The organism is Calidifontibacter indicus (assembly GCF_003386865.1).
Taxonomy (GTDB): domain Bacteria; phylum Actinomycetota; class Actinomycetes; order Actinomycetales; family Dermatophilaceae; genus Yimella; species Yimella indica.
The window spans coordinates 1,560,759-1,585,754 of record NZ_QTUA01000001.1 but is presented as its reverse complement, the minus strand read 5'-3'; the positions used below and the strand labels follow the sequence as shown (position 1 = coordinate 1,585,754).

Below are 24,996 nucleotides of genomic sequence, written 5' to 3'. Positions count from 1 at the left end.
TCTCCAGCGCTCAGGCGTCGCGCTCGGGTGCGGCCGGCTCGCCGCCGGCGTGCTCGGCACCGTCCGATGCAGTGTGCTCAACCTCGTGCTCGGCCTCGTGCGCACCGTGCTGTTCTCCGTGGTGGTCCTTGTGGAAGAACTTCAGCACGATCGCGGTGATGATGCCGCCGACCACGAGTCCGACCAGGGCCGAGCCGAGCGTGTTGGCGAACCAGCCGAGCACACCGCCGAGCGCGCCGGTTGAGTCGTGCACCCAGTGCTCGAAGTGGTGCACCTGCTCCATCGGCCAATGCCAGCCGATGTCGTCCAGACCCATCAGCAGGATGTGCCCGCCGACCCAGAGCATCGCGGCGATGCCGACCGTCGACAGCACCGACAGCACCTTCGGCATGCCCTTGACCAGCAGGTCGCCCATCTTCTGCGAGAAGGACGACTCCTTCTGGCGAAGGTGCAGACCGACGTCGTCCATCTTCACGATGAGGGCGACGACGCCGTACACGAGGATCGTGATGATGATGGCGACGACGATGAGGATGGCGAGGCGGGAGGAGAACGGCTCGTTCTCGACCTCCTTGAGCGAGATGACCATGATCTCGCTGGAGAGGATGAAGTCGGTGCGGATTGCGCCCGAGGCGATCTGGTCCTCGGTCTTGCCCTCGTTGCTGTCTTCTTCACCTCCGCCGCCGCGCAGCGCTTCCCAGAGCTTCTCGGCGCCCTCGAACGCGAGGTAGGCGCCACCGAGCATCAGGACCGGCATCACGATCCACGGCACGAACTGCGACAGGATCATGATGGCCGGCAGGATGAACAGCAGCTTGTTGCGCAGCGAACCGATGGCGATCTTCTTGATGATCGGCAGTTCGCGCTTGGGGTCGATGCCCGTCACGTAGCGCGGGGTCACCGCGGTGTCGTCGACCACCACACCGGTCGCCTTGATCGACGCCTTCGTGGCGGCGGCGCCGACGTCGTCGATCGATGCGGCGGCGGCGCGAGCAAGGGTCGCGACGTCGTCGAGCAGGGCAGCAAGTCCTCCGGCCATGGGCGCAATCGTAAGGGCTCGGAGGACGGGTTCAGCGCACTCCCAGCTGTCGCGGGTCGGTCACCGGCAGGTCACACACGCGGCCGCGGCACACGAAGGCGGAGGGCGCAGCAGGCGCCCCACGTTCGGCGAGCACCGGCAAAACCGAACGACCGGGTGCGCCGACCGCGATCGGTCCGCCGAAGCGGCGCAATGCGGTGCGTACGAGTTCGTCCCGATCCGCGCCCGGCTCCCCCACGACGGCCACCTGCTCGGGTCCGTCTGCGAGGCGTTGAGCGGCCACCAGCGACCACCCCGCGAATCGCGGCGCGCGGGTCAGCACCTCGTGCGTGGTGGCGAGCGCCTGCGTGGCGGCGTCCTCGTAGCCCGGGTCGCCGGTCAGCGCCGTCATCGTGATGAGTGCGTTCACCGTGGCCGACAGCCCGGACGGCGAAGCGTTGTCGGCGCTGTCGCGCGGCCGCGTGATCAACGACTCGGCATCGGCGGCGGTGTCGAAGAAACCGCCGTCGTCGGCTCGGAAGCGGGCCAGCGCGTCGTCGAGCAATGCCCTTGCCGCGTCGAGGTATTCAGCAGAATCTGTGGCCGCGGCGAGATCAAGGAGGCCGGCCGCGAGACAACCGAGGTCGTCGAGCACCGCCGCCGGGGCACCCACCCGGCCGTCGCGGGAGACTCGGCGCAGGCGTCCGTCGACGAGGTGCGTGCCGAGCAGGAAGTCGGCGATGCGGCGGGCTGCCTCGAGGTAGCGCGGTTCGGTGAGAGCATGCGCGGCGGCGACGAGCCCGCTGATCGCGAGACCGTTCCAGCCGGCCACCACCTTGTCGTCCCGGGCAGGTCGCACCCGCTGCTCCCTCGCCTCGGCAAGCGTCCGTCGGACGCGGTCGAGCCGATCGGCATCGACGTCGTCGCGGAGTTGAAGCACCGACGAGCCATGTTCGAAGGTGCCACTCGCCGTGACGCCGAATGTCGTTGCCGCCCAACGCCCGTCGCCGCCGAGCACGTCGACGAGTTCGGCCGGGGTCCATGCGTAGAACTTGCCCTCGACCCCTTCGGAGTCGGCATCGAGCGAACTCGCGAGGGCACCCTCGTCGGTGCCGAGTTCCCGCAGCATGAAGTCGGCGGTCTGTCGGGCGACCCGGTCGCCGAGCGGTGTGCCGAGCCGCGCGTAGACGGCGAGCAGCTGCGCGTTGTCGTAGAGCATCTTCTCGAAGTGGGGCACCACCCAGTCGGCGTCGACGCTGTAGCGGGCGAAGCCACCACCGAGTTGGTCGAACATCCCGCCCCGAGCCATCGCCTCGCAGGTCTGCTCGAGCATCTGCGCCGCGAGCGCGTCACCGTGCGCGCCCCGCAGCCGCAGGAACTCAAGCACCATCGACGGCGGGAACTTCGGAGCTCCCCCGAATCCTTTTGCCCTGGCGTCGAATTCGCGGACGAGCAGGTCACGCGCAGCGTCGAGTTCGGACGGCGTGACGGGCGCCGCGGCGGAGACCGAGCGGTTGAGGTGGTCGCGCAGCGCCTCGGCGGCCCCGCGCACGTCGTCCCGCCGGTTCACCCACGCGTCCGCCAGGAACGCCAGCACCTGACCGAACGCGGGCTGGCCCTGCCGTGGCTGCGGCGGGAAGTAGGTGCCGGCGAAGAACGGCAGGCCATCGTGGTCGAGCACGCAGGTCATCGGCCAGCCACCGTGGCCGGTCATCGCCTGGGTCGCACTCATGTAGATGGCGTCGAGGTCGGGGCGCTCCTCGCGATCGACCTTGATGTTGACGAAGTGGGCGTTCATGAAGGCCGCCGTCTGATCGTTCTCGAACGACTCGTGCGCCATGACGTGGCACCAGTGGCAGGCGGCGTAACCGATCGACAACAGCACCGGGACGTCGCGGCGCTTCGCCTCCGCGAACGCGTCTTCGCCCCACTCCCACCAGTCGACCGGGTTGTCGGCGTGCTGCAGCAGGTAGGGGCTGGTCGCCGAGGCGAGTCGATTGGCCATCAGGCTCTGCTCCGATTCAGTGATGCTTGTATCAACCTGACTCCGATGATTCAAACTATTGCTACGAACTTCTTCGCTCCGGCGGTTGAGGTGCGAGCGCAGCGAGCCTCGAAACCCCGGATGCCAGCCTAGGAGGTCGAGCGCAATGGCGACCCGCAGGGAATCGACCCCGCTCGCGCAGGGCAAGGAGCGCCGCCTCGACGGCACCGGCTGGCCCTGGCGCGTCCGCCTCTACGCTCCACAGCCTGGCGGAACGAGCTACCAGATCAAGTTCAAGGCCCCCGCCGGCGAGGGCGAGCCGTGGAAGCCGATCCTGCGTTGGGCAAACACCGAGGCCGAGGCGCGCAAGATCTTCGCCCGGGCGGAGGAGGCGCTAGACCACGAGTTGGCGGCACCCGCCAGCGCCACGGTGCGCGGGGCCCGTATCATCGAGGCGCTCGCCGCCGAATACATCGCCGACAGCAAGCGCCGCGGGAAGGCGCCCCTCACGATTCAGGGTCGCGAGTCACGCGTGATTGCGCACGTGCTGCCGGCGATCGGCCTCGTGCCCGTCGCGAAGTGGCGAGTCGAGCACAGCCAGCAGGTGCTCGATCGCGCCTCCAAGACCGTCCACTCGGCGCGAGGACGCGAAGACGTACGCGGCACACTGGCGGCGATGCGCAAGCTGGCGTGGCGCCTGGAGTGGCTGGACCGCAGGTTCGACCCCCTCGACGGTCTTGAGATCAGACGGTCGACGGTGTTCCAGGGCGCGACGACGCGGTACGTCGATCGCGGCTGCGACCCGAGACCCGCCAGGTGAAGGCGATTGCGGCGGCCGCGGACAAGCTCTGCGGACCTGAGGGCACCGACCCGCTGCTCACCCGACTGCCGCTCTTCGGCACCAAGATCCGGGTCGCTGGCTTCGGCGGGCTACGGCTCGGCGAGCAGAACGGCCTCCGCGCGATCGATGACTTCTTCGAGCGCGGCTACGTCCAGGTCAACGCAGCTGGATCACCCCGCGCCACTCGTCGGGCTTCCGCGGTCCGGTAAAGAATCACGTCATCCACGAGGTCCCCCTCCCCGGTCGGTCATGCAGGACGAACTGCTGCCGCGGGTCAGGGAGCTGCTCGGCCTGACCGCCAACGCATCGCTCCAACGCGTTTCGAACGCCCAGGAGCAAGAGCGCCAGCGCCGCGCCCAGCTCGCAGCGCGCGAGGAAAACAAGGCAGTCGCCTGGCGGAACTATCCCGTCCCGCCCGCGGACGAGCAGTGGATCTTCGTCGACACCGTGACCGGCCTGCCTGTGAAGCCCGAGCTCCACAACGAGCGCTGGCACCGCATCCGCAACTGGGTCGGCGAGAACGACCCAGACAAAGCCTGGCCGAAGTCGATCGTCTACAGAAAGCTTCCGCCACCACGCTGCGACGAAGTGGTTCCACGACGAGCTCGGCGAGCCGTGGGAGGTCGTCGCCCAGTACCTCGGCGACAAACCCACCACAGTGCTCAACCACTACGTCCGCGCCGGAGAGGATGCCCTCCGCGACTCCGTGCCAAAGTTGATGTCGCGCTTACGCGAACCTGCTATGTCTCCCCCAACCGATCACCAGGATCATCGCTAGAGCGCTCCGCCGACTGTTGTGTGGCGACCGCCTCAGCATCAGGGCGGCCCCCGATGCCAAATGTCGGCTCACCTGTGAACTCGTGGTCGGCGCCCGACATGCCCATCGTCACGGATCGGGGGTCCGGCAGGTCGGCCGGCACCACGTCAGCGTCATCCGGGTGGTGGTAGATCCAGTGCCCCGCGGACGAGATGGTGAGGTCGTTGAAGAACCTCTGCAGTTTCACAGAGCCGGGCTCCGCGTGGTCCAACCGACCTGCGCGAGTGACTTCAACCTTGACACCCGACTCGATGACGGGCATCGGATCACTCATGATTAGGCCGAGCTTCCGCGTGAGCGGGAAGGTGATCCCCCATGCGGTCATGAAGCCGACTCCGGACCATGGGTCGTCATCAGGCTGAGGGACCAAGCCAATCGGCGTGTCGCAGGTGAACAGGGAGCGGCGTTCGAAACGAACCAAGGTCCACGGCCGGCCCGCCAGGTACGGAAACAGCTCATCGACCAAGGTCGCCATCTGCTCGATGTGCGAGTCCGGCCGAATTCGGATGGGTGGACCGCCGGGCTGGGTCACTTGTTGCCAGATGATCTCGGCCTGCTCGTCGGAAATGTCCACCCCGTGCCGACGCTTCGCCCAGGACGCAACGTTTGCTCGCCCGCCGTGCCCGATCTCAAGCCGGGCGAATTGAGCTGCGATGTACTCCATGTTGCGCCGTTGATCGGGCCCCCGGACTGCCTGAAGTGCGGCGAAGAAGGCCAGCAAGTCCCGATCGCCCTTTTCGAGGGGCCAAACACCGCGATCGATCTTAGAAGGCACCGTCGCGGCCTCGCCTTCGATGCCGGAGAGCAGCTTCTCGAATGCGTCGGGCCCATCGTCATGACCGTCAACGTCGTAGAAGCCGTTCTCCGCAGCCGCTTTCCGAACGCTCTGCGTGAACCTGTGCACCCCCGGCAGCCGCACGGTGCCTATCTGGTCGCCGTCGCTGAACCCGCGGAGGTAGAACTGCGGCACGGTGTGGTGACGCCTAGCCACGTTCGCCATGACTCAGGCAAGCCCTGCGTAACGCTCGAAGAACTCGATCAGCTTGCTGAGCACACGCTGCTTCTTCGCGGCGTGGTTGTTGTCCTGTGAGAACCGGGACGCCGGCGGCAGGACCCGGGTGATCGCCGTGCCAGCAGTCGGCACCGAGCCATCGCGGAACGCATCAGCGACGAAGCCGCGCGTCTCCTCAGCCTTCAACGACTCCTCCACGATGAGTTCATCGAGCTCAGCCTCACGACGCTTCGCGATGAACTCGCGCCAGTCGTCTCCGACTTCGTCGCTGACCGAGATGGAGTCGACGAAGTCGACGATCAGGTCACGCTTGTTACGCAGGGTCGGGCTGGCTTCGACGGCATCGAGGATGTCGGCGACCTGACTAACGTGTTCATGACCCTCGGCCATGTAGAAGCCCTTCTCCTTCACGGTCTCCTCGCGTCCGAACTCGGCGTCGGTGTTGCTGAGGCAGCGGTAGTCGAAGTCGTCGTGGCCGGGCCTGGCGCTCGGCCTCGTTGAGGTAGGCGGTCGGGTTCTCGGAGATGAACCGGTAGAAGAGCATCCCGAGGACCCAGGCCTTGAAGTCCCAGCCGTCGACGCTTCCGCCATGTCGTTGGCGATCCGCCAGATGGTCTTGTGTAGTTCGGAGCGCTCGGCTTCCTTGGTCATCTGGGTCACGCGGGGTCCTCAACAAGGGCGAGAAGGTCTTCGGCGGCAAGCTTGGCGTCGGGGTCTGCGAGGCCGTCTGTGAACGTGACCCCTTCGCCCTCGAGGACTTCCCGCGGATCACGCGTTTCGTCCGGATCGGTCCAGGCGAATCCGTCGGCGATACGACCCTCCCATGTCATCACCCGGTAGGGGTGGGCGCACGTTGCGCATTTCGAGACGTGGTTCGCCACAGCCTGCGGCGACGTGCCGATGGCCTCCGCCAGGTAGTAGTAGCCCGTCCACTTCCCCTCGGGGATAGCAGCCAAGATCTCGTGGGCAACGGACCAGTCGAAGCCCTGTTCCTGCTTGAAGAGGACGCGGTACCCAGCGAGCACATCAGCGGGGAGGCTCGCACGCTTCCAAAGCCGGACAGCCTGCTGCGCAAGCCTCTCCGCGCGCTTGTGGATTTGCTCCTCGTTCCAGGTGTCGAGCTCGGCGAGATCCTTGTTGAGCTGGAGATGGCTGTTGCGGAATCCGCCATCCATGTCGCGCTTCTCCAGGAACGGGCGATCGGAGAGCTCGGGGTTGTACCCAGTCAGGGTCAGGTTTCCGAGCGTGTGCAGCAGCCGCGACTGAACGTCTTGCCACTCCTCACCCAGCATGGCGCGCCATGCAGGCGAGAGGTTCTCGTTCTGCGGCATCACGTGTTCGATGGTGTAGTCGCCGATGCTGATCGGCTCCTTGTGGCTGTCGTTCTCCATCTTGGCGAAGAAGTAAGGCGCTCGCTGCAGACCGTAGAGGTCTTCCTCGCGGAGGTGACGTGCGAACTCCTCGTCGTCCGGAAACCGCTTATAGCTGTCCAGCGTCAGGAAGCGTCCCCACACGCTCTCGACGTAGTTCGTGGGGATGATCTGGCTCGCCATGGCCGCAAACGTGTTGTTCAAGGAGTTGGTCGGGATCCGGCAGATCGTCCTTCGGAACAGGTAGGCGATGACCGCGTCCAGAATCTGGGCCACCTCGCTCGCGTCGATTTTCTCGGCCGCGTAGTCCTCGTAGACCCTGAGCAGGAACGGGTAGACGACCACGGCCTTGAGCTGTTCCAGCTCGATGAAGCGCGTCGCCAGTCTTGGGTTCGTCTCCTTGCCCAACGCCATCTTCACGAAGTAGCCGGCGCTTCGACTGAGGTCGACGACCACGTCCTCGCGGCTGACGCCGACCAGTGCCTGGCCGTCGGCGTACTCCTTGAAGGCGTCATAGATGTCTTCGAGCCGCGGGATGCTGCCAGTGCGGAGCGTGAGGAAGTGGCGGACGAACTCGTCGAAGCGGCGCTCATTGGCACCCCTGAACGCCTGCTCCATCGGGAACCAGTAGCCCTCGTAGAGGTGCGTCTGGTGGCTCGGCTCCAGGTCCATCAGGACGAAGTTGCGGATCAGGTCCGCCTGCGAGAGCTTCTTACCGGTCGAGTTCATCGCCTCGAAGACGAGTTGAGGATTATCGACGCCACGAGCGAGGTGTACGTCGACCACAACCAGCTTGCTGATACCGCGGCAGACAGCGGCGATGTCGGTCTTCGAGTCCTTCAGCTTGGCCACGAAGTGTTGGTAGTTCGCGATCACCCTCGACGTGTTGCCCGATGGCAGCGGGTCATTTCGGACGACTGCCTTCAGCGCCTCCTTGTCGCTCTGCGACAGAATCAGCTTGAAGAACTTGTCGCCGCTCTCGTACTCGTTGGTAAGCCAGAGCCCGCGGATCTTGCGGGGCGCGAATCCTTCCACGGGCTCCTGCTGATCGGCGGGCATCTGGTCGAGGTAGGCCGCGACCGCTGCCAGGAGGAGCGTGACGGTTGTTGTGCGCTGCTGCCCATCGATGATCAGGGCAGGCTCCGCCTGGGCGATGTTCCCCTGATCCTTCTCGACGTAGACGATCGATCCCGTGAAGTGCGCTCCGATGGCGTCAGTGCTACCGGCGCGGACGATGTCCTTCCACAGCTGGTCGCACTCGGCGAGGTCCCAGGAGTACACCCGTTGGTAGATCGGCACCACGAACTGGGTCGCCTTCTTCAACAGATCCAGCAGATTGGCGTCGACGGCTTTCACGGGGCCATCCTGCCGTCTGCCCCCGACGGATAGGTCGGAACCATCCGATCTCGTTGCCCGCCCTACCGAAGATCGCCTCGCACTGCTCGTCCCGGCGCTCCATGGCACCGCTCCCTGCCCATTCCCTCTCTGCCCCTCCCCGCCCTTCTGCGGCTCTCCCTCACCAGTCACTGCCACGCACCAATGGGTCCCAGATCCACCTCCCGGATCGCTCCTCTCAGCCTCCCCTCAAAGCGGCACGCATGCTACGAAGTTGCGTAGCGGTCCGGGCGCGGATACGGCCGCTGACCTGCGTTTTCACGGTTGTCGACGGTTACTGAGGGAGGTGGTTCAGGTGCACGGCGGCATGAAGATCTACCGCGGCGCCGCGGCCGCCGCGCGGCACGACGTCGAGGCCAATCGGTCACAGGCTGACGACTACTACCTCGCCGAGGGCAGCGGGGTCGCCATGCACTTCAACGCGACCCCCGATGGCATCGAACGTCGAGCCGACATGAGCGGCAAGACCTACGAGCGCTGGGTCGCCGGATATGACATCGACAGCGGCCTCGCGAAGGGCCGACTGCGGAAGGACGAGAAGGGCGTCCAGTTCGTCGAGGTCACCGTCAACGGGCCGAAGACCTGGTCGCTCGCTGCCGCACGCGACCCCGAAATCGCCGCGGCCTACGACGCCGCGCAGATGGCGGCCGCTGAGGAAATCATCGGGTGGCTCGCAGCCCACGCCAACCCGTGTCGGGCCGCACGGTAATCAGGTGCAGATCGCGGTCGAGAGCATCGAGGCCGCGGTCGTGCGCCACTTCACCTCCAGGGCGGGAGATCCGCACCGACATCTGCACGTCCAGATCAACGCCCGGGTGTTCACCAAAGGCAAGTGGCGCGGGCTGCACACGGTCGGCGTGCGCGACGGCCTGGAGGCGATCAGCAGTCCGGCATCTCGACGTTCCACAGGATGTTCGGCACCCAGAAGCGTCCGAAGTCAGGCGCCTCGTGCTCGGTCCAGTCGGTCAGCTTGCGCAGGTTGAACCCTGCGGCTTCGAGGATCCGCCCGGCGACCCTGATGGTGGGCGACTTCAGGCCTCGTTTGTACGCCGACAGAGTCGCCTGCGACGTGACGGATCTGGCGGCGAGCTCGGCCTGCGTCATGCCGCTGGCTCGTCGTGCGACCTTGAGCAGGTACGCCCGATCCATCTCTTGACGATATCCGATCGAACGTATTCCGGCTTCTGCGCGGCCAGGCCATCACACCTACCTGTCGCCCACGATCCTCGCGGGCCTTTGCCAAACAGGAGGAACCATGAACAGCCCCACCCGTGACATCCCCTTGCACGCCCGCTACGACGACGAGCTGGTCACTCTGGATGACGTCGCCGAGATCCTGCAGGCCCCGGTCAACACGGTGCGCTTGGTGGCGCCAAGAGGCACTGGTCCCGACTTCCTCAAGATCGGACGCCGCCTCTACACGACTGTCGGCGACTTGCGGACCTTCATCCGCATGCAGCGTCCGGAAGGAGCCGCAGCGTTCGCGGACGGGGCGTCGCGCGCTGGGCTCAGACGTAGTCGGCGTACGCGGTGAGGTCGAGGACTCCGTTGCCCGACAACCCGATCAGAATCGTCTCGTCGGTGGTGGCTGCGCGGGCCCGGGCGATAGCACCCGCCACGGCGTGGGTCGACTCGGGTGCCGGGATGATGCCCTCGGCGCGCGCGAACTCGACGCCGGCCGCGAACGCGTCCTCCTGCTCGACGGCGATCGCCGTCATGAGTCCGAGGTTGAGCGTGTGCGACACCATGGGCGCCATGCCGTGGTAACGCAGGCCACCGGCGTGGATCGGCAGCGGCACGAAGTCCTTGCCGAGCGTGTGCATCTTCAGCAGCGGCGTGAGGCCGGCGACGTCGCCGTGGTCGTAGCGGTACTCCCCCTGGGTGAGCGACGGGCAGGCCGCCGGCTCGCAGGCGACGATCTGCGTCGAGGTGCCCTCGCGCACGTTGCGTCCGATGAACGGGAAGGTGAGTCCGGCGAGGTTCGACCCGCCGCCGGCGCAGCCGAAGATCACGTCGGCGCGCTCCCCGATCTGGTCGAGTTGGTCCATCGCCTCGATGCCGATGACGCTCTGGTGCAGCAGTACGTGGTTGAGCACGCTGCCCAGGGCGTAGTGCGTGTTCGGGTCCTGTGCTGCGACCTCGACCGCCTCCGAGATCGCCATGCCCAGCGACCCGGTGGTGTCGGGGTCAGCGGCCAGCATCGCGCGACCCGACTCGGTGAGGTCGGACGGCGACGGGTGACACACACCGCCGTACGTCTCCATCTGGAACCGGCGGTACGGCTTCTGGTCGTACGAGGAACGCACCTGCCACACCTCACAGTCGAGCCCCAGCAACGAGCAGGCGAACGACAGCGACGCTCCCCACTGCCCGGCCCCCGTCTCGGTGGTGAGCTTCGTCGTGCCTTCGACCGCGTTGTAATACGCCTGCGCTACAGCGGTATTCGGCTTGTGCGATCCGGCCGGGCTGACACCTTCGTACTTGTAGAAGATCTTCGCCGGCGTGCCGAGTGCCCGCTCGAGACGGTGGGCACGGATCAGCGGCGAGGGCCGCCACAACGCGTAGATCTCACGCACGGTCTGCGGAATCTCCACCTCGCGCTCGGTCGACACCTCCTGCATGATCAGCCCCATCGGGAACAGCGGTGCGAGGTCGTCCGGTCCCAGCGGCTCCTGGGTGCCCGGGTTGAGGGCCGGCGGGCAGGGTTCGGGCAGGTCGGCGGCCAGGTTGTACCAGTGGGTCGGCACGGTCGAGGGCACGACGGCCCCGGTCGGCTCGATGAGCGACTTCACGGACGTGGTTTCCGACATGGGTGCTCCTTGCAGGGCGGCGGAGGTGTTGCGGCGACCCTATCCACGGCCGCCGCCCACGCACAGGCCCTTTCCGAGGAACGGTCGGATGTATCTGTGCGCCGCGTGCGGGCTCCTTTGCTGCATGGGAGTCACGCAGACGCCCACCGACGTCCGGTGGCCCGGCGTCGACCATCAGGGGAGGCACTCATGAGCACAACTTCCGTGCGTCGCAAGGCAACTCATGCCGCGAGTGACGAGGCGGCGGTGACCAAGGCGACCAAGGCGACCACAGAGGACGGCGACGCGCAGGCGACGCCGCAAACCGGCGCACCCAACCCGTACGCACTGGCGTCGCTGGTCGGCGGGCGTCGGATCAACTGGGGCGACGTGCCCGACGGGCCGGCCGTGCTGGAGGAGATCTTCGACCAGCCGTACACCGATCTGATCGGCTCGGCCGACTCCCCCATCTTCTACGGCACCACCTTCGAGGGCGGCAAGCCCAGTCGTCGGCGCCCCGAACCGGCACCGGTCACCGAGGGGAACGACAACGACGTCACCGACGAGCGCGACCCCGACGTGTCGGGGGCCAAGACCCTCGCCGACCTGGTGGCCGCACTGGGCACCGAGCGCCTGGCGGACATCCCGGTGCGCGGCGCGACCCTCACCCGGGACGGCGTGCTGGCCGAACTGGGACGGTCGGGCAACGGCGCGTCGCCGTTCGCCCGACTGTTCGACGAACGCATCATCGACATCCTGTTCCCGTTCGAACCCGGTTACCACCCACCCGGATTCAGCTGGCAGGACACCGGCCGCTTCTACAACGAAGCCACCGAGTTCTTCGACCCCGTGCAGGGGCAGGTCGGCGACTGCTACTTCATCTCCGCGATGTCGTCGGTGGCGTGGGCGATGCCGTTCACGATCGCCGACCGCACCCGGGCGACCGGCACTGTGCAGGACGCCTTCACCCATCAGGTGAGCTTCTTCGACGGTTCGTGGCGCAGCGTCGAGGTCTCCGACCGGGTGCTCGTCGCGTCGGGTGGCAGCACCTCCTACTACGCCCACTCTGCCGAGGCCGGAGAGATCTGGCCGGCCGTCTACGAGAAGGCGTACGCGAAGTGGCGGTTCGGCACGAACGACGACTTCCCGAAGATCCCCGATCTCGCATGGGGCGACCCGGTGGCGGCCTGCCGGTCACTGACCGGCGGCAACTCCTACTACAACTGGCACTCGGGCATGACCGACGCCCAACTGCTCAGCCTGGTGAAGTCGCACAGCGCCGGCGGACGCACCACCACCCCGATAATCGCGTGGACCCACGGGGCCGGTTCGGACGAGGCCAAGCGCGCGGCCCTCGACGCCGGAATCGTTGCCTCGCACGCGTATTCGGTGCTCGGCTGGATGCGGCGTTACGAGTGGGTGCCGCGCTGGCACCTCGACCTGGAGATCCCGCGGCTCATCCCGAAGTGGACGCCGCCGGGCCCCGGCCCGGTCATCGCCGGTGCCGCCGCGGCCGTGGACGACCTGGCCCGGCTGCGGATCGACCTGCCCGACGAGTTCTTCCGCCGCTACGAGTTGCGCGCGGTCGACTACGTCATCGCCCGCAACCCGTGGGGATCGACCCCCGGCACCGGTTCGTCGACCGCCTCGGGCGACTACCGCGCCTACGACGTGAGCTGGTGGCGTGACGTGCAGCTCGGCGTGAACGGCGTGTTCGCCATGGAGGTCAGTGCCTTCCGTCGCTACTTCGCGGGCACCGGCGGCGCCGCCTGACCCGTCCCCTGCATCAACACCTCGGCCCCGGCGGGCGAACCCGCCGGGGCCGACCGATGGTCGATTGATGGTCGATTGTTGGTCGATCGGTTGCGGTCTCAGTCGAATTCGAGGCCGAGCAGCGCGTTCTCGACGACCTCGGCCATCGCCGGGTGGATCCAGTACTGCCCGCGAGCCAGCGTCTTGGCCGACTGGCCGAAGCTCATCGCCTGGATCAGCACCTGGATCAGCGAACTCGCGTCGGGGCCCATCAGGTGGGCCCCGAGGAGGTCGCCGGTGCGCCGGTCGGCGACCAACTTCACGATGCTGTCGGTGTCCTCCATCGCCCAGCCGTACGCGGTGTCGCCGTACTTCTGCACCTTCACCGTCACGTGGTGCCCGGCGTCGATTGCCTGCTGCTCGGTGAGCCCCACCGACGCGATCTGCGGATGGGTGAAGACCGCCGCGGGCACGAATCGGTGGTCGAACTCCTGCAGGTCGTCGGGGTGCACCAGGTTGTGCGCGACGACGCGCGCCTCGTGGTTGGCCACATGCTTCAACTGGTAGGGCGAGCTGACGTCGCCGAGGCTCCAGACGCCGTCGGCAGTGGTGCGACCGAACTCGTCGACGACCACCCGGCCGTCGTCGTGCAGTTCGATGCCGGCGAGATCGACTCCTTCGGGCACCAGCGGACGGCGTCCGGTGGCCACCAGCACCAGGTCGGTCTCCAGGGTCAACCCGTCGGACAGTTCGACCGCGATGTGGTCGGGCTGCTGAGCCAGGCCGGCGACGGTGCGGCCGAACCGCACGTCCCAGCGCTGCGCGGCGAGGTCGCTGAAACCCCGACTGATCTCGGCGTCCTGCCCCCGCAGCAGCGCGTCGCCGCGGGTGATGACCGTGACCTGCACACCGAGCGAGGAGAAGACGTGGGCGAACTCGGAGGCGATATATCCGCCACCGACGATCGCCATCCGCGCGGGGAGTTCGTCGATGCGCATGATGTCCTCGTTGGTGTGGAAACGCACCCCGCTCGCCGCGATCGGCTCGGGCACGACCGGGGTGGAGCCGGTGGCGATGACGACCTGGTCGGCGGTCACCTCCTCCTCACGGCCGTCGACGTCGACCACCAGCGCGCGCGGCCCGGTGAACCGGGCGGTGCCCAGGTAGGCGGTGGTGTTCGGGCCGTTGACGCGGTAGTAGCGCCCGCCTGCCTCGATCGGGTCGATCCGGCCGAAGACGCGGTCGCGGATGTTGGGCCAGCGCACGCCGTCGAGGTGGGCGTCGACGCCGTAGCGCGCGGCGTCCCGGACGGTGGTCGCCACCTCGGCCGCGTAGACGAACATCTTCGTCGGAATGCACCCGACGTTGAGGCAGGTGCCGCCGAACAGCGCCCTCTCGATGACCGCGACGCGTTTGTCGTCGAAGTCGGGGGTCACCACCGAGTTACCGGAGCCGGTGCCGATGATCGCGAGGTCGTAGTGAGTCACCCGACCAGCGTACGGACGCCTTCGGACGGGTCCGCGCCGTCCACCCTTCATGCCGCATCGATGCCCACCGACGCCGACCGGTGCCCGCCGAGTTGTGGCACAGTGAGCGCGGCGGCAGAACCGGAGCGGGACATCCGGCGTCGCAGCCGGGTAGTACGCCTCGCACGAACCATCAGGGAGAAACCATGAAGAAGCTCAACATGCTTGCCGTCGCCGGCACCCTCGCGCTCACGCTCGGGCTCACCGGCTGCGGCTCCGACAGCAGCTCCGACAGCTCCGACAGCTCCGCACAGAGCTCATCGCAGAGCTCATCGGCGGCGGCCTCGAGTGCGGGCACCAGCTCCGACAGCGCGTCCAGCAGCCAGTCGCAGGAGTCGTCCTCGTCGTCCAGCGCGGCAGCCCCCGGCGGCATCACCACCTGCCAGCTCGACCGCAAGGGTCAGCAGGTCGACGCGACCGTCGTCGGACTCAGCTGCGACGACGCCACCGCGATCTGGAACAAGTTCTCCGGCAAGGACACCGACATGGCGACCGCCGACGTCGAGCACAACGGAGAGACCTTCAAGTGCGCGGTGATGGCGCAGGGTGCGACCACGACCGGCGGCTGCACCGTGGGTGCCAAGGCGATCAGCATCGGCGGCGTCTGAGCCCTCACTTCTTGAGTTCGGGACGCTCCCACGCACGAGCCGGGGCGCGGGTGCCGAGCTTCGCCTTCGGGTCGCGCGACCGGTAGACGACGTACGGCCGCCAGAGGTACTGGATCGGTGCGCTGAACACGTGGACGAGCCGGGTGAACGGCCACATCGCGAACAGGATGAAGGCGACCAGCGCGTGCAGCTTGAAGCCGATCGGTGCCTGCGCCATGAGCGACGCGTCGGGTTGGAACGCGAGGAACGAGCGGTACCAGACCGATACGCCCTCCCGGTAGTTGTATTCGCCGCCGACGGTGAAGATCGAACCCGCGATGGTGTTCCACATGCCGAGGGCGATCGCGGCGGCGAGGAAGACGTACATGACCTTGTCGTTCGTGGTCGTCGCGCTGAACACCGGCCCGGTGGTGCGGCGCCGGTAGATCAGGATCGCCAACCCGACCAGCGCCATGATGCCCGCGATCAGACCGCCGACCACCGCGACCAGGTGGTACAGGTGGTCACTGATCCCGATCGCGTCGGTCCACGACTTCGGCACGAGCAGGCCGATGATGTGACCGCCGACGACCCCGGCCATGCCGAAGTGGAACAGCGGGCTGCCCCAGCGCAGCAGATTCGACTCGTAGAGCTGACTGGAGCGGGTGGTCCACCCGAACTTGTCGTACTTGTAGCGCCACCAGTGCCCGACCACGAAGATCGCCAGGCAGATGTACGGCACGATCACCCACAAGAAGGTGCTCATCGCTGCGTTCCCATCGGTGCTCCCATCGGTACTCCCATCGGGATGGTGTCGCCCAGGAACTGCCGTCCGGGGTCGGCGGACGCGGGTTCGTACGGCGCGGACAGGCTGGGGTCGAGCGCGTAGGCCTCGGTGCCGACCTCCTCGACCGGCGGGCCCTGCTCGATGAGTCGGGCCACCTCGCCGGCTTCGTCCTCGCCCAGCGACGGCAGGGTCGCGCACAGCGCGACCAGCACGTCGGCCCACGGGGACTTCCTGTCCTGCAACGAGATCCGCAGCATCTCGACCCCTGCGCGGTAGTCGGCGAGCAGCTTCCAGGCGGTCGCCGGGTCGTGCGTCGCACCGAACTCCAGCACCACTGCGAGGTGGTCGGGCAACTCGTCGGCAGCGAACTCCCCGCCGGCCTTGCGGTAGGCCTGCTTGAACTGAACCAGCACCACCCCGCGGCGGCGGGTGTCGCCGTACGCGAAGTAGGTGAGGTAGAGGCAGCCGCGGCGGGTGTGGTCGAACGTCTCGACGTATTCGCGTTCCAGTCGTCCCGGCTCGGACGCCTCGGCGGCGTCGGCGAAGTCGAGGAAGGTACGCAGGCCTGACGCGACCGGGTCGGGCAGGGAGCCGAGCTCGGCGCGGATCAACGCGCGGTGCCGGGCGGCCTGCTCACCGGGGTAGTCGAGCAGGAGCGAGACCGCCTGCCAGGCGATGCGCAACTGGGTGTCGGACAGCCGTGGCGAGGTGCTCCTCGCGGTGCGCCGGAAGATGTTCACGATCAGTCCCTCCGCTTCGGGAACAGACCGCGCGGAGAACCCTTGCCGTCCCAGTTGAGCAGGTTGACCCGCCCCCGTTTCGAGCCTCCGCCGACCAGGTCGTCACTGGTCTGCCGCTCCTGCAGCATCCGGAAGTTCTCGACCGCGACCGGTGTCAGTTCGCCGGAACCCTCGCCGAACGGGTCACCACCCATCTCGTAGTCGTAGTCGACGGGACAGTCGGTGGCCAGTTCCTCCAGCCCGTGCGCCTGTTCGGCGTGGGCTGTCGGGATGACGTAGCGCTCGTCGTACTTCGCGATCGCGAGCAGGCGGAACATCTCGTAGAGGTCCTCCTCGCTCATCCCCACGGACGCAGCGATCTGCGGGTCGCCGTCGCGCCCCAGGTTGAGGTCGCGCATGTAGGAACGCATCGCGGCGAGTTTGCGCAGCACCTCGTCGACCGGTTTCACGTCACCCGCGGTGAACAGGTTGGCGAGGTACTCGACCGGGATGCGCAAGGTATCGATCGCGGCGAACAGGTTGCCGCGATCCTCCGCGTCGTGACCGGTCTCCTTGATCACGTCGACCACCGGCGACAGCGGCGGGATGTACCAGACCATCGGCATCGTCCGGTACTCCGGATGCAGCGGCAACGCCACCTTGTAGTCCTGGATGAGGCGTCGCACCGGCGACTTCTTGGCCGCTTCGATCCAGTCAGCCGGGATGCCGTCCTGCTCCGCGGCGCGGGCGACCTCGGGGTCGTTCGGGTCGAGGAACACCGACCGCTGGGCCTCGTACAGGTCGTGATCGTCGGGCACGCTCGCCGCTGCGAGCACCGCATCGGCGTCGTAGAGCATCAGCCCGATGTAGCGCAGCCGGCCCACGCAGGTCTCGGCACATACCGTCGGGATGCCGACCTCGACGCGCGGGTAACAGAAGGTGCACTTCTCGGCCTTGCCGGTCTTGTGGTTGAAGTAGACCTTCTTGTACGGGCACCCGGACACACACATCCGCCACCCCCGGCAGCGGTCCTGGTCGACCAGCACGATGCCGTCCTCCTCCCGCTTGTAGATCGCGCCGCTCGGGCACGACGCCGCGCAGGAGGGGTTGAGGCAGTGCTCGCAGATGCGCGGCAGGTAGAACATGAAGGTCTGTTCGAACTCGAATTTCACCTTGTCCTCGATGCCCTTGAGCATCGGGTCCTTCACCGCGTGCTCGAGGCTGCCGCCGAGGTCGTCATCCCAGTTGGCCGACCAGCGCACGTTGAGGTCCTTGCCGGTGAGCAACGACTTCGGCGTCGCGACCGGGAAGTTCTTGGTGGCCGGCGAACTCAGCAAGGTCTCGTAGTCGTAGGTCCAGGGTTCGTAGTAGTCGTCGATCGAGGGCGTCTTGGGGTTGCTGAAGATGTTCGCCAGCTTCTTCAGTCGCCCGCCGGCCTTGAGCTGCAGCTTGCCGCCGCGGTTCAGCGTCCAGCCGCCCTTCCACTCCTCCTGGTCCTCGTAGGTGCGCGGGTAACCGAGGCCGGGACGGGTCTCGACGTTGTTGAACCACACGTACTCGGTGCCGGCCCGGTTGGTCCATGCCTGCTTGCAGGTGACCGAGCAGGTGTGGCAGCCGATGCACTTGTCGAGGTTCATGACCATCGCCATCTGAGCCATGATTCTCATGAACGACTTCCCTTCAGAAAGATCGGGGTCCCCGCGAAGTGTCGGAGCGAGGCACGAGCGGAGAACTTCGTGGGGTGATCAGTACTCGACCGGAGCCGTGCGCTTGCGGATCATCGTGACCTCGTCCCGGTTGTTGCCGATCGGCCCGATGTAATTGAAGAAGTAGGCCAACTGCGCGTAGCCACCGACAATGTGGTTGGGCTTCAACAGAATTCGGGTGAGACTGTTGTGAATGCCGCCGCGTTTGCGGTCGCGTTCGGTGAGCGGCACGTCGATCAGCCGGTCTTGCGCGTGGTGCATGTAGACGGTGCCCTCGGGCATCCGGTGGCTGACGATCGCGCGGGCCGCGACGACTCCGTTGCGGTTGACCATCTCGATCCAGTCGTTGTCCTTGATGCCGACCTTCGCCGCGTCGCGGTCGCTGATCCAGACCGACTGCCCACCGCGGGACAGCGACAGCATGAACAGGTTGTCCTGGTACTCCGAGTGGATCGACCACTTGTTGTGCGGGGTCAGGTAGCGCACCGACACCCCGAGTTCGTTCTGCTCACCGATCGGGGTCTCGCCGAACAGCGTCGACATGTTGAGCGGCGGGCGGTACACCGGCATCATCTCGCCCATCCCGAGGAACCAGTCGTGATCGACGTAGAACTGCTGGCGTCCGGTCAGGGTGTGGAACGGCTTCTTGCGTTCGATGTTGATGGTGAACGGGCTGTAGCGCCGTCCGCCCGATTCCGAACCCGACCACTCCGGTGTGGTGATCACCGGCACCGGCGCCACCTGGGTGTCGGCGAAAGTGATCTGCTTGCCCTCGTGCTCGGCCGACAGGTCGGCCAACTGCATGCCGGTGCGCTGCTCCAGGAACTTGAAACCCTGGGTGGCGAGGTGCCCGTTGGAGACGCCCGCGAAGTGCAGCATCGCATCGGCGCAATGGACGTCGGTCTCCAACATCGGCCGGCCGTCGCCTGCTCCGCCGTGGCGAACACCGTTGCGGTTCCTCAGGATCTCGACCTCACGCTTGACGTCGTAGGCGACGCCCTTGGTCATCATGCCGAGCTTGTCCATCAACGGACCGACCGACGTCAGCTTGTCGTAGACGGCCGTGTAATCGCGTTCGGCGACGGCGATGACCGGCATCGTCTTGCCTGGCACGGGATCACACTCCCCCGTCCGCCAGTCCTGAACGACGCCGTGGACGCTGGCCATCGCCTCGGGGGTGTCGTGCCACAGCGGCTTGGCCACGACGTCCTTGCGGGTGCCGAGGTGGTCGACGGCCAGCTCGCTGAACTTCTTCGCGATCGCCTTCCACGCTTCCCAGTCCGACTTGGTCTGCCAGGGCGGATTGATCGCCGGGTTGAAGGAATGGATGAACGGATGCATGTCGGTGGTGCTGAGGTCGTGCTTCTCGTACCAGGTGGCCGCGGGCAGCACGACGTCGGACAGGATCGTGCTGCTGGTCATCCGGAAGTCGATGGTCATGAGCAGGTCGAGCTTTCCCTCTCCTGCCTTGTCCGCCCACTCGATGCCGTTCGGACGGTGCTCCGGGGCGGCTTCCACGGCCGTCGCGGCACTGTCGGTGCCGAGCAGGTGGCGCAGGAAGTACTCGTTGCCTTTGGCCGAGCTGCCGAGCAGGTTGGAGCGCCACAGGGACAGCACCCGCGGGTAGTTGTTCTCCTGCTCGGGCGCCTCGACGGCGAACTTCAGGGAGCCCTCCTTCAACTGCTGCGCGACGTACGACGGCACCTCCATGCCGGCCGCCTCCGCGTCGTCGGCGAGGTCGAGCGAGCTGCGGTCGAAGGTCGGGTAACTGGGGCTCCAGCCCAGCCGCGCAGACTGGGCGAGCAGGTCCATCATCGACCGCCCGGCGAAGATGCCGGTGCCCGCGTCGAGGTCGTCGGCGCTGAAGGTGTCGTAGCGGTACTGCGACGTGTGCACGTACCAGTAGGCGGTCTGGTTCATGTGTCGCGGCGGACGGTGCCAGTCGAGCGCGAACGCCATGTGCTGGAAGCCGCTGAGCTGGCGCACCTTTTCCTGGCCGACATAGTGCGCCCAGCCACCGCCGTTGCGGCCCTGGGTGCCGGTGATCGTGGTGAGCACCAGGATCGCTCGGTAGATCTGGTCGCTGTGGAACCAGTGGTTGACGCCGGCGCCGAGCAGGATCATGCCGCGCCCACCGGTGTCGATCGCGTTCTGCGCCCACTCCCGGGCGAGGCGTTCGACCTGAGCGGCGGGCACCCCGGTGTGTTCCTCCTGCCAGGCCGGCGTCGCCGGCACGGACGGGTCGTCGTAGCCGGTCGGCCACACCCCCGGCAGACCCTCACGGGCCACTCCGTACTGCGCCAGCATCAGGTCGAGGACGGTGGTGACCAACCGGTCGCCGACGCGCCGCACCGGCACGCCACGCCGCTCCTGCAGCACCCGGCCGTCCTGCGCGTCGAAGCGCGGCAGCAGCACTTCGGCCACGTCGTCGCGGGTGTCGTACACGCTGAGCACGGGGTCGAGGTCGCCCAGTTCGAGGTTCCACTTCCCGACGCCCTCGTCGCCGTACCGATCGCCGATAGATCCATTGGGCGTCGCCAATTCGCCTGTGGCCGAGTCGAACACCATCGGCTTCCACATGGCGTTCTCGGAGTCGGAGCCCGGCGCGCCGGGCAGATCCCCGGCGACGAGGTTCTTGCCCGGACGGAAGACGCCGTCGTCACCCGGCTCGAGGCAGATGAGGTTCGGCAGGTCGGTGTACTGCTTGTTGTAGGCGGTGAAGAACGGCTGCTGGGAGTCGACGAAGAACTCCTTCAGGATGACGTGGGCCATGCCCATCGCGAGCGCGCCGTCGGTGCCGGGCGCCGGGTTGATCCACTCGTCCGCGAACTTCACGTTCTCGGCGTAGTCGGGTGCGACGGCCAGCACCTTCTGTCCGCGATAACGCGCCTCGGTCATCCAGTGCGCGTCCGGGGTGCGGGTGAGCGGAACGTTCGAGCCCCACATGATCAGGTAGCCGGCGTCCCACCAGTCGCCCGACTCGGGCACGTCGGTCTGGTCGCCGAACATCTGCGGCGAGGCATTGGGCAGGTCGGCGTACCAGTCGTAGAACGAGAGCATCGGTGCCCCGACGAGTTCCAGGAACCGGGCACCGGACGCGTACGACACCGGCGACATCGCCGGGATCGGCGAGAACCCGGCGACGCGGTCAGGACCGAACTTCTTGACCGTGTACACGTGGGCCGCGGCGATGATCTCGACGACGTCTTCCCAGCTCGCACGGACGAGTCCGCCCTTGCCCCGGGCCTTCTTGTACCGCTGCGCCTTGGTGGGGTCCTCGACGATCGAGGCCCACGCGGCCACCGGGTCTCCACCGTGCTCCGCCTTGGCCGCACGGAACATCTCGGCCAGCACACCGCGCACGTACGGGTACCGCACCCGGGTCGGGCTGTAGGTGTACCAACTGAACGCGGCACCGCGCGGGCAGCCGCGCGGTTCGTAGTCGGGTTTGTCGGCGCCCGGGCTCGGGTAGTCGGTCTGTTGCGCCTCCCAGGTGATGATGCCGTCCTTGACGTAGACCTTCCAGGAGCAGGATCCGGTGCAGTTGACGCCGTGGGTCGAGCGCACGACCTTGTCGTGGCTCCAGCGGTCGCGATAGAAGGCGTCACCCGAGCGGCCGCCGACCTGGTGCAACGTGCGCAAGTCACCCGACACCTTCTTCGGGGTGAAGTAGCGGCGGGTGCGCAGCAGCGCCGTGCTCAACGGGTCGTCGATCGACATCGGAGTCAGTCCTCACACTCGGCACAGCTGTCCCAACAGGCCCGACCCTAGGAAGCACGAGCACCGGCGGGAAGGGACCAACGTCCCTGTTGCGGCGCCGTCGTCGACTCCTACTTTCGGCAGTGCACGGTCGCTGACCGTGCCCTTCGAACTCGTCAAGGAGCCAGCGGCGATGCCCGTCTCGACAGCCACACCGTCCCCGGGCACGACCGACTCCGGGGGCAGCGGGGCCACCAGGGTCCTCGTGATGTCCACGATCGCGTTCACGTTGATGTTCGCGGTGTGGCTGATGTTCGGCATCCTCGGTGTGCCGATCCAGCAGGAGCTGAAGCTCTCCGACCCGCAGCTGGCCTGGGTGAGCGCGGTCGCCGTGCTCAACGGATCGTTGTGGCGGCTGCCCGCCGGCATGCTCGCCGACCGGGTCGGCGGACGCGTGGTGACGGTGGCCATGCTGCTGCTGACCGCCATCCCCTGTTACCTGGTCGCCCACGCGCACAGCTACGGCACGTTGCTGCTGCTGGCCTTCCTGGTGGGTTTCGCCGGCAACCTGTTCAGCGTCGGCGTCGCCTGGAACTCGGCTTGGACGCCGCCGCAGCGGCAGGGCTTCGCGCTCGGTGTCTTCGGCGCCGGAAATGTCGGCGCCTCGGTCACCAAGTTGATGCTGGTGATCTTCCCGACCGTGCTGACGGCCACAGCGGGTGCGACCTATCTCGGGTTCATCGAGGGCGGGTGGCGGCTGTTCCCGGTGGTCTACTCGATCGCCTTGGTGACCGTCGCGTTGCTGATCCTCCTGCTCACCCCACGGCATGACCGGATGGCCGGCGCCGGCAAACCGGTCCGCGAGATGCTCGCGCCCCTGAAGCAACTGCGGGTGTGGCGGTTCAGCCTCTACTACGCGGCCGTGTTCGGCGCCTATGTCGCACTGTCGGCATGGCTGCCGAAGTACTACGTCGACAACTTCGACGTCTCCCTGCACGACGCGGCACTGCTCACCGCGACGTTCATCTTCCCGGCGTCGCTGCTGCGTCCGGTCGGCGGGTGGTTCTCCGACCGGCTCGGTGCCCGCAAGGTCATGTACCTCACCTTCGGGGTGATGCTGCTGACCACAGGCGTGCTGATGATGCCCAACGGGCACCTGGTGATCAGCCACCCCGACGGGCACACCAGTGAGCACCTCGAGTGGAACCTCGGCGTCATCCCGTTCGCGATCATCGTGTTCCTGCTCGGGTGCGCGATGGGCATCGGCAAAGCCGCCGTCTACAAGCACATCCCCGAGTACTTCCCCGACAACGTCGGCTCGGTCGGCGGGCTGGTCGGCATGTTCGGCGGACTCGGCGGGTTCGTGCTGCCGCCACTGTTCGCCTACACCAAACAGTGGTCCGGGTTCCCCTCGAGCACCTTCTTCGTCCTGTTCCTGCTCACCGGCATCTGCGCGGTCTGGATGCACCTGACCGTGCTGCGGATGCACCGCGAGCACTCCCCCGAGATCGCCGATCACATCGAACGGCCCGAACCAGTTGGAGCGACCCGATGACCAGTCCGACGCAGACCCGACGCGGCGGTGAGTGGCTGGACTCCTGGGATCCCGAAGGGGATTCGTGGGATTCCGGACTCGCCTGGCGCACCCTGTGGATCACCACCTTCTGCCTCACCCTGGCGTTCGTGGCGTGGTTCCTGCCGAGCGCAATCATCCCGAAGCTGAACGCCCTCGGATACAGCTGGACCAAGTCGGAGCTGTATTGGATGGCGGCGATGCCCGGCCTGGCCGCCGGCCTGTTCCGCCTGGTGTGGATGGTGCTGCCGCCGATCATGGGCACCCGCAAGATGGTGTCGCTCACCACCCTCCTGCTGGTCGCCTCCACCCTCGGCTGGGGCGTGCGCGTGCAGAACCCGACGGCGCCCTACTGGGAGCTGATGGTGCTCGCCTTCCTCGCCGGCATCGGCGGCGGAGCGTTCTCCGGGTTCATGCCGAGCACCTCCTTCTTCTTCCCGAAGTCCAAACAGGGCACGGCGCTCGGGCTGCAGGCCGGCCTCGGCAACTTCGGGGTGTCACTCGTGCAGTTGCTCACGCCCTACCTCATCGCGATCGGCGGCCTCGCGGTCTTCGGCGGCAGCCAGGTGATGAAGTCGCCGGGCAAGCCCGACCAGCAGGTGTGGTTCCAGAACGCGGCGTTCGTGTGGATCCCGCTGATGATCATCGGCGGGGTGCTCGCGTGGACGCTGCTGAAGTCGGTGCCGATCCAGGCCAACATCAAGCAGCAGTTCGACATCTTCAAGAACCAGGACACCTGGTGGATGACGCTGCTCTACATCATGACCTTCGGCACCTTCTCGGGGCTGTCCGCGCAGTTCGGGCTGCTCATGGCCGACCTCTACGGCAACGGCAACACCGACATCGTCAGCGGATCCGGCGCAGCCGCAAAGGTATTGGTCGACGGTTACTCGCTGCCCGACCCGGTGAAGTATGTCTTCCTCGGCCCGCTCATCGGTGCCGGTGCGCGGGTGGTGTTCTCGCCGCTGACCGACCGGATGGGTGGCGCGATCTGGTCGCTGGTGTCGGGCATCGGTCTGGTCGCCTCGATCGTCTACACGATCCCGTCCCTGACCCCCGACACCTCATCGGCATCGGCCCTGCAGGGCGACTTCAACCAGTTCCTGTGGGGCATGCTGGCGATCTTCTTCTTCTCCGGCATCGGCAACGCCTCCACCTTCAAACAGATGCCGATGATCTTCGAGCGCCGACAGGCCGGCGGGGTGATCGGGTGGACGGCGGCCATCGCCGCCTTCGGTCCGTTCCTGTTCGGCATCGGCATCAACCTGCTCGGTGGCCCGGCGTTCTACTGGATCGGTGTGGCCTGGGCGGTGATGTGCATCGGCATCACCTGGTGGCGTTACGCCCGACCCGGCGCACCCAAGAAGAGCTGAGACCCCTGCGCGACAGGCGGATCGATCTCGACAGTCGATCTCGACAGT

General features: G+C 66.9%; 19 protein-coding genes and 1 pseudogene. 8 read left to right on the top strand and 12 right to left on the bottom strand.

The window, feature by feature from the left end:
• Window positions 1-10 precede the first annotated feature (10 nt).
• Window positions 11-1,039: a DUF808 domain-containing protein gene (locus DFJ65_RS07540; protein WP_115922497.1), complete on the bottom strand. Its 1,029-nt coding sequence runs from the start codon at window positions 1,037-1,039 to the stop codon at window positions 11-13.
• Between the two features lie 31 nt (window positions 1,040-1,070).
• Window positions 1,071-3,023 (bottom strand): thioredoxin domain-containing protein, encoded by a 1,953-nt coding sequence (locus DFJ65_RS07535; protein ID WP_115922496.1) that lies wholly within the window; start codon window positions 3,021-3,023, stop codon window positions 1,071-1,073.
• A 145-nt stretch (window positions 3,024-3,168) separates the two neighbouring features.
• Between DFJ65_RS07535 and DFJ65_RS17760 the strand changes: the two genes are divergently transcribed.
• Together DFJ65_RS17760 and DFJ65_RS17755 are read left to right on the top strand one after the other, a co-directional pair.
• The gene (locus DFJ65_RS17760; protein ID WP_211308391.1) at window positions 3,169-3,822 is read left to right on the top strand and encodes a hypothetical protein; all 654 of its coding nucleotides are present in this window, start codon (window positions 3,169-3,171) and stop codon (window positions 3,820-3,822) included.
• Window positions 3,819-4,052 (top strand): hypothetical protein, encoded by a 234-nt coding sequence (locus DFJ65_RS17755; RefSeq protein ID WP_211308390.1) that lies wholly within the window; start codon window positions 3,819-3,821, stop codon window positions 4,050-4,052. Before DFJ65_RS17760 ends, DFJ65_RS17755 begins: the two co-directional genes overlap by 4 nt.
• Before the next feature lie 531 nt (window positions 4,053-4,583).
• Here the strand turns inward: DFJ65_RS17755 and DFJ65_RS07525 are convergent.
• From DFJ65_RS07525 to DFJ65_RS07515, 3 genes are read right to left on the bottom strand one after another with little or no spacing between them, the layout of a single operon-like run.
• The gene (locus DFJ65_RS07525; RefSeq protein ID WP_211308389.1) at window positions 4,584-5,630 is read right to left on the bottom strand and encodes a DUF4238 domain-containing protein; all 1,047 of its coding nucleotides are present in this window, start codon (window positions 5,628-5,630) and stop codon (window positions 4,584-4,586) included.
• A gap of 33 nt (window positions 5,631-5,663) precedes the next feature.
• Complete coding sequence (locus DFJ65_RS18450) at window positions 5,664-6,323, bottom strand: type I restriction endonuclease subunit R, EcoR124 family (RefSeq protein ID WP_170144028.1); 660 nt, start codon at window positions 6,321-6,323, stop codon at window positions 5,664-5,666.
• 5 nt (window positions 6,324-6,328) lie between these two features.
• A complete protein-coding gene (locus DFJ65_RS07515) occupies window positions 6,329-8,398 on the bottom strand; it encodes a DUF262 domain-containing protein (RefSeq protein ID WP_170144027.1) in 2,070 nt (689 codons plus the stop codon).
• Window positions 8,399-8,744: 346 nt separating this feature from the next.
• Here DFJ65_RS07515 and DFJ65_RS18445 point away from each other — a divergent pair.
• Window positions 8,745-9,420, top strand: a pseudogene (locus tag DFJ65_RS18445) (relaxase domain-containing protein).
• On the opposite strand, the gene DFJ65_RS07505 reads toward DFJ65_RS18445, so the two are convergent.
• Complete coding sequence (locus tag DFJ65_RS07505) at window positions 9,317-9,586, bottom strand: helix-turn-helix domain-containing protein (protein ID WP_115922493.1); 270 nt, start codon at window positions 9,584-9,586, stop codon at window positions 9,317-9,319. The pseudogene DFJ65_RS18445 and the gene DFJ65_RS07505 overlap by 104 nt on opposite strands.
• Window positions 9,587-9,692: 106 nt before the next feature.
• Here DFJ65_RS07505 and DFJ65_RS07500 point away from each other — a divergent pair, with 106 nt between their 5' ends.
• Entirely contained in the window at window positions 9,693-9,971 is a 279-nt protein-coding gene (locus DFJ65_RS07500) for a hypothetical protein (protein WP_211308386.1), read from the top strand.
• Here the strand turns inward: DFJ65_RS07500 and DFJ65_RS07495 are convergent.
• Window positions 9,946-11,247, bottom strand: coding sequence for a TrpB-like pyridoxal phosphate-dependent enzyme (locus tag DFJ65_RS07495; protein ID WP_115922492.1), 1,302 nt, complete (start codon window positions 11,245-11,247; stop codon window positions 9,946-9,948). The two genes, DFJ65_RS07500 and DFJ65_RS07495, sit on opposite strands and share 26 nt — an antisense overlap.
• A 189-nt stretch (window positions 11,248-11,436) precedes the next feature.
• On the opposite strand from DFJ65_RS07495, the gene DFJ65_RS07490 reads away from it, so the two are divergent.
• Complete coding sequence (locus DFJ65_RS07490) at window positions 11,437-12,999, top strand: C2 family cysteine protease (protein WP_115922491.1); 1,563 nt, start codon at window positions 11,437-11,439, stop codon at window positions 12,997-12,999.
• 98 nt (window positions 13,000-13,097) lie between these two features.
• On the opposite strand, the gene mtr is transcribed toward DFJ65_RS07490, so the two are convergent.
• Window positions 13,098-14,465 (bottom strand): mycothione reductase, encoded by a 1,368-nt coding sequence (gene mtr, locus DFJ65_RS07485; protein ID WP_115922490.1) that lies wholly within the window; start codon window positions 14,463-14,465, stop codon window positions 13,098-13,100.
• A gap of 185 nt (window positions 14,466-14,650) precedes the next feature.
• On the opposite strand from mtr, the gene DFJ65_RS07480 reads away from it, so the two are divergent.
• Window positions 14,651-15,112: a hypothetical protein gene (locus DFJ65_RS07480; RefSeq protein WP_115922489.1), complete on the top strand. Its 462-nt coding sequence runs from the start codon at window positions 14,651-14,653 to the stop codon at window positions 15,110-15,112.
• 4 nt (window positions 15,113-15,116) lie between these two features.
• Here DFJ65_RS07480 and narI read toward each other — a convergent pair whose 3' ends face one another.
• The 4 genes from narI to DFJ65_RS07460 all read right to left on the bottom strand — a co-directional run bounded on the left by narI (window position 15,117) and on the right by DFJ65_RS07460 (window position 22,023).
• The gene (gene narI / locus DFJ65_RS07475) at window positions 15,117-15,857 is read right to left on the bottom strand and encodes a respiratory nitrate reductase subunit gamma (protein WP_115922488.1); all 741 of its coding nucleotides are present in this window, start codon (window positions 15,855-15,857) and stop codon (window positions 15,117-15,119) included.
• Complete coding sequence (narJ, locus tag DFJ65_RS07470) at window positions 15,854-16,618, bottom strand: nitrate reductase molybdenum cofactor assembly chaperone (protein ID WP_115922487.1); 765 nt, start codon at window positions 16,616-16,618, stop codon at window positions 15,854-15,856. Before narJ ends, narI begins: the two co-directional genes overlap by 4 nt.
• A gap of 2 nt (window positions 16,619-16,620) precedes the next feature.
• Window positions 16,621-18,264 (bottom strand): nitrate reductase subunit beta, encoded by a 1,644-nt coding sequence (gene narH, locus DFJ65_RS07465; protein ID WP_115922486.1) that lies wholly within the window; start codon window positions 18,262-18,264, stop codon window positions 16,621-16,623.
• A gap of 78 nt (window positions 18,265-18,342) precedes the next feature.
• Complete coding sequence (locus DFJ65_RS07460; protein ID WP_115922485.1) at window positions 18,343-22,023, bottom strand: nitrate reductase subunit alpha; 3,681 nt, start codon at window positions 22,021-22,023, stop codon at window positions 18,343-18,345.
• A gap of 247 nt (window positions 22,024-22,270) precedes the next feature.
• Here DFJ65_RS07460 and DFJ65_RS07455 point away from each other — a divergent pair, with 247 nt between their 5' ends.
• Both DFJ65_RS07455 and DFJ65_RS07450 read left to right on the top strand, forming a co-directional pair.
• Window positions 22,271-23,557, top strand: coding sequence for an MFS transporter (locus DFJ65_RS07455; RefSeq protein WP_245950088.1), 1,287 nt, complete (start codon window positions 22,271-22,273; stop codon window positions 23,555-23,557).
• A complete protein-coding gene (locus DFJ65_RS07450) occupies window positions 23,554-24,948 on the top strand; it encodes an MFS transporter (protein WP_115922484.1) in 1,395 nt (464 codons plus the stop codon). The genes DFJ65_RS07455 and DFJ65_RS07450 overlap by 4 nt, the downstream gene beginning before the upstream one ends.
• Window positions 24,949-24,996 lie beyond the last annotated feature (48 nt).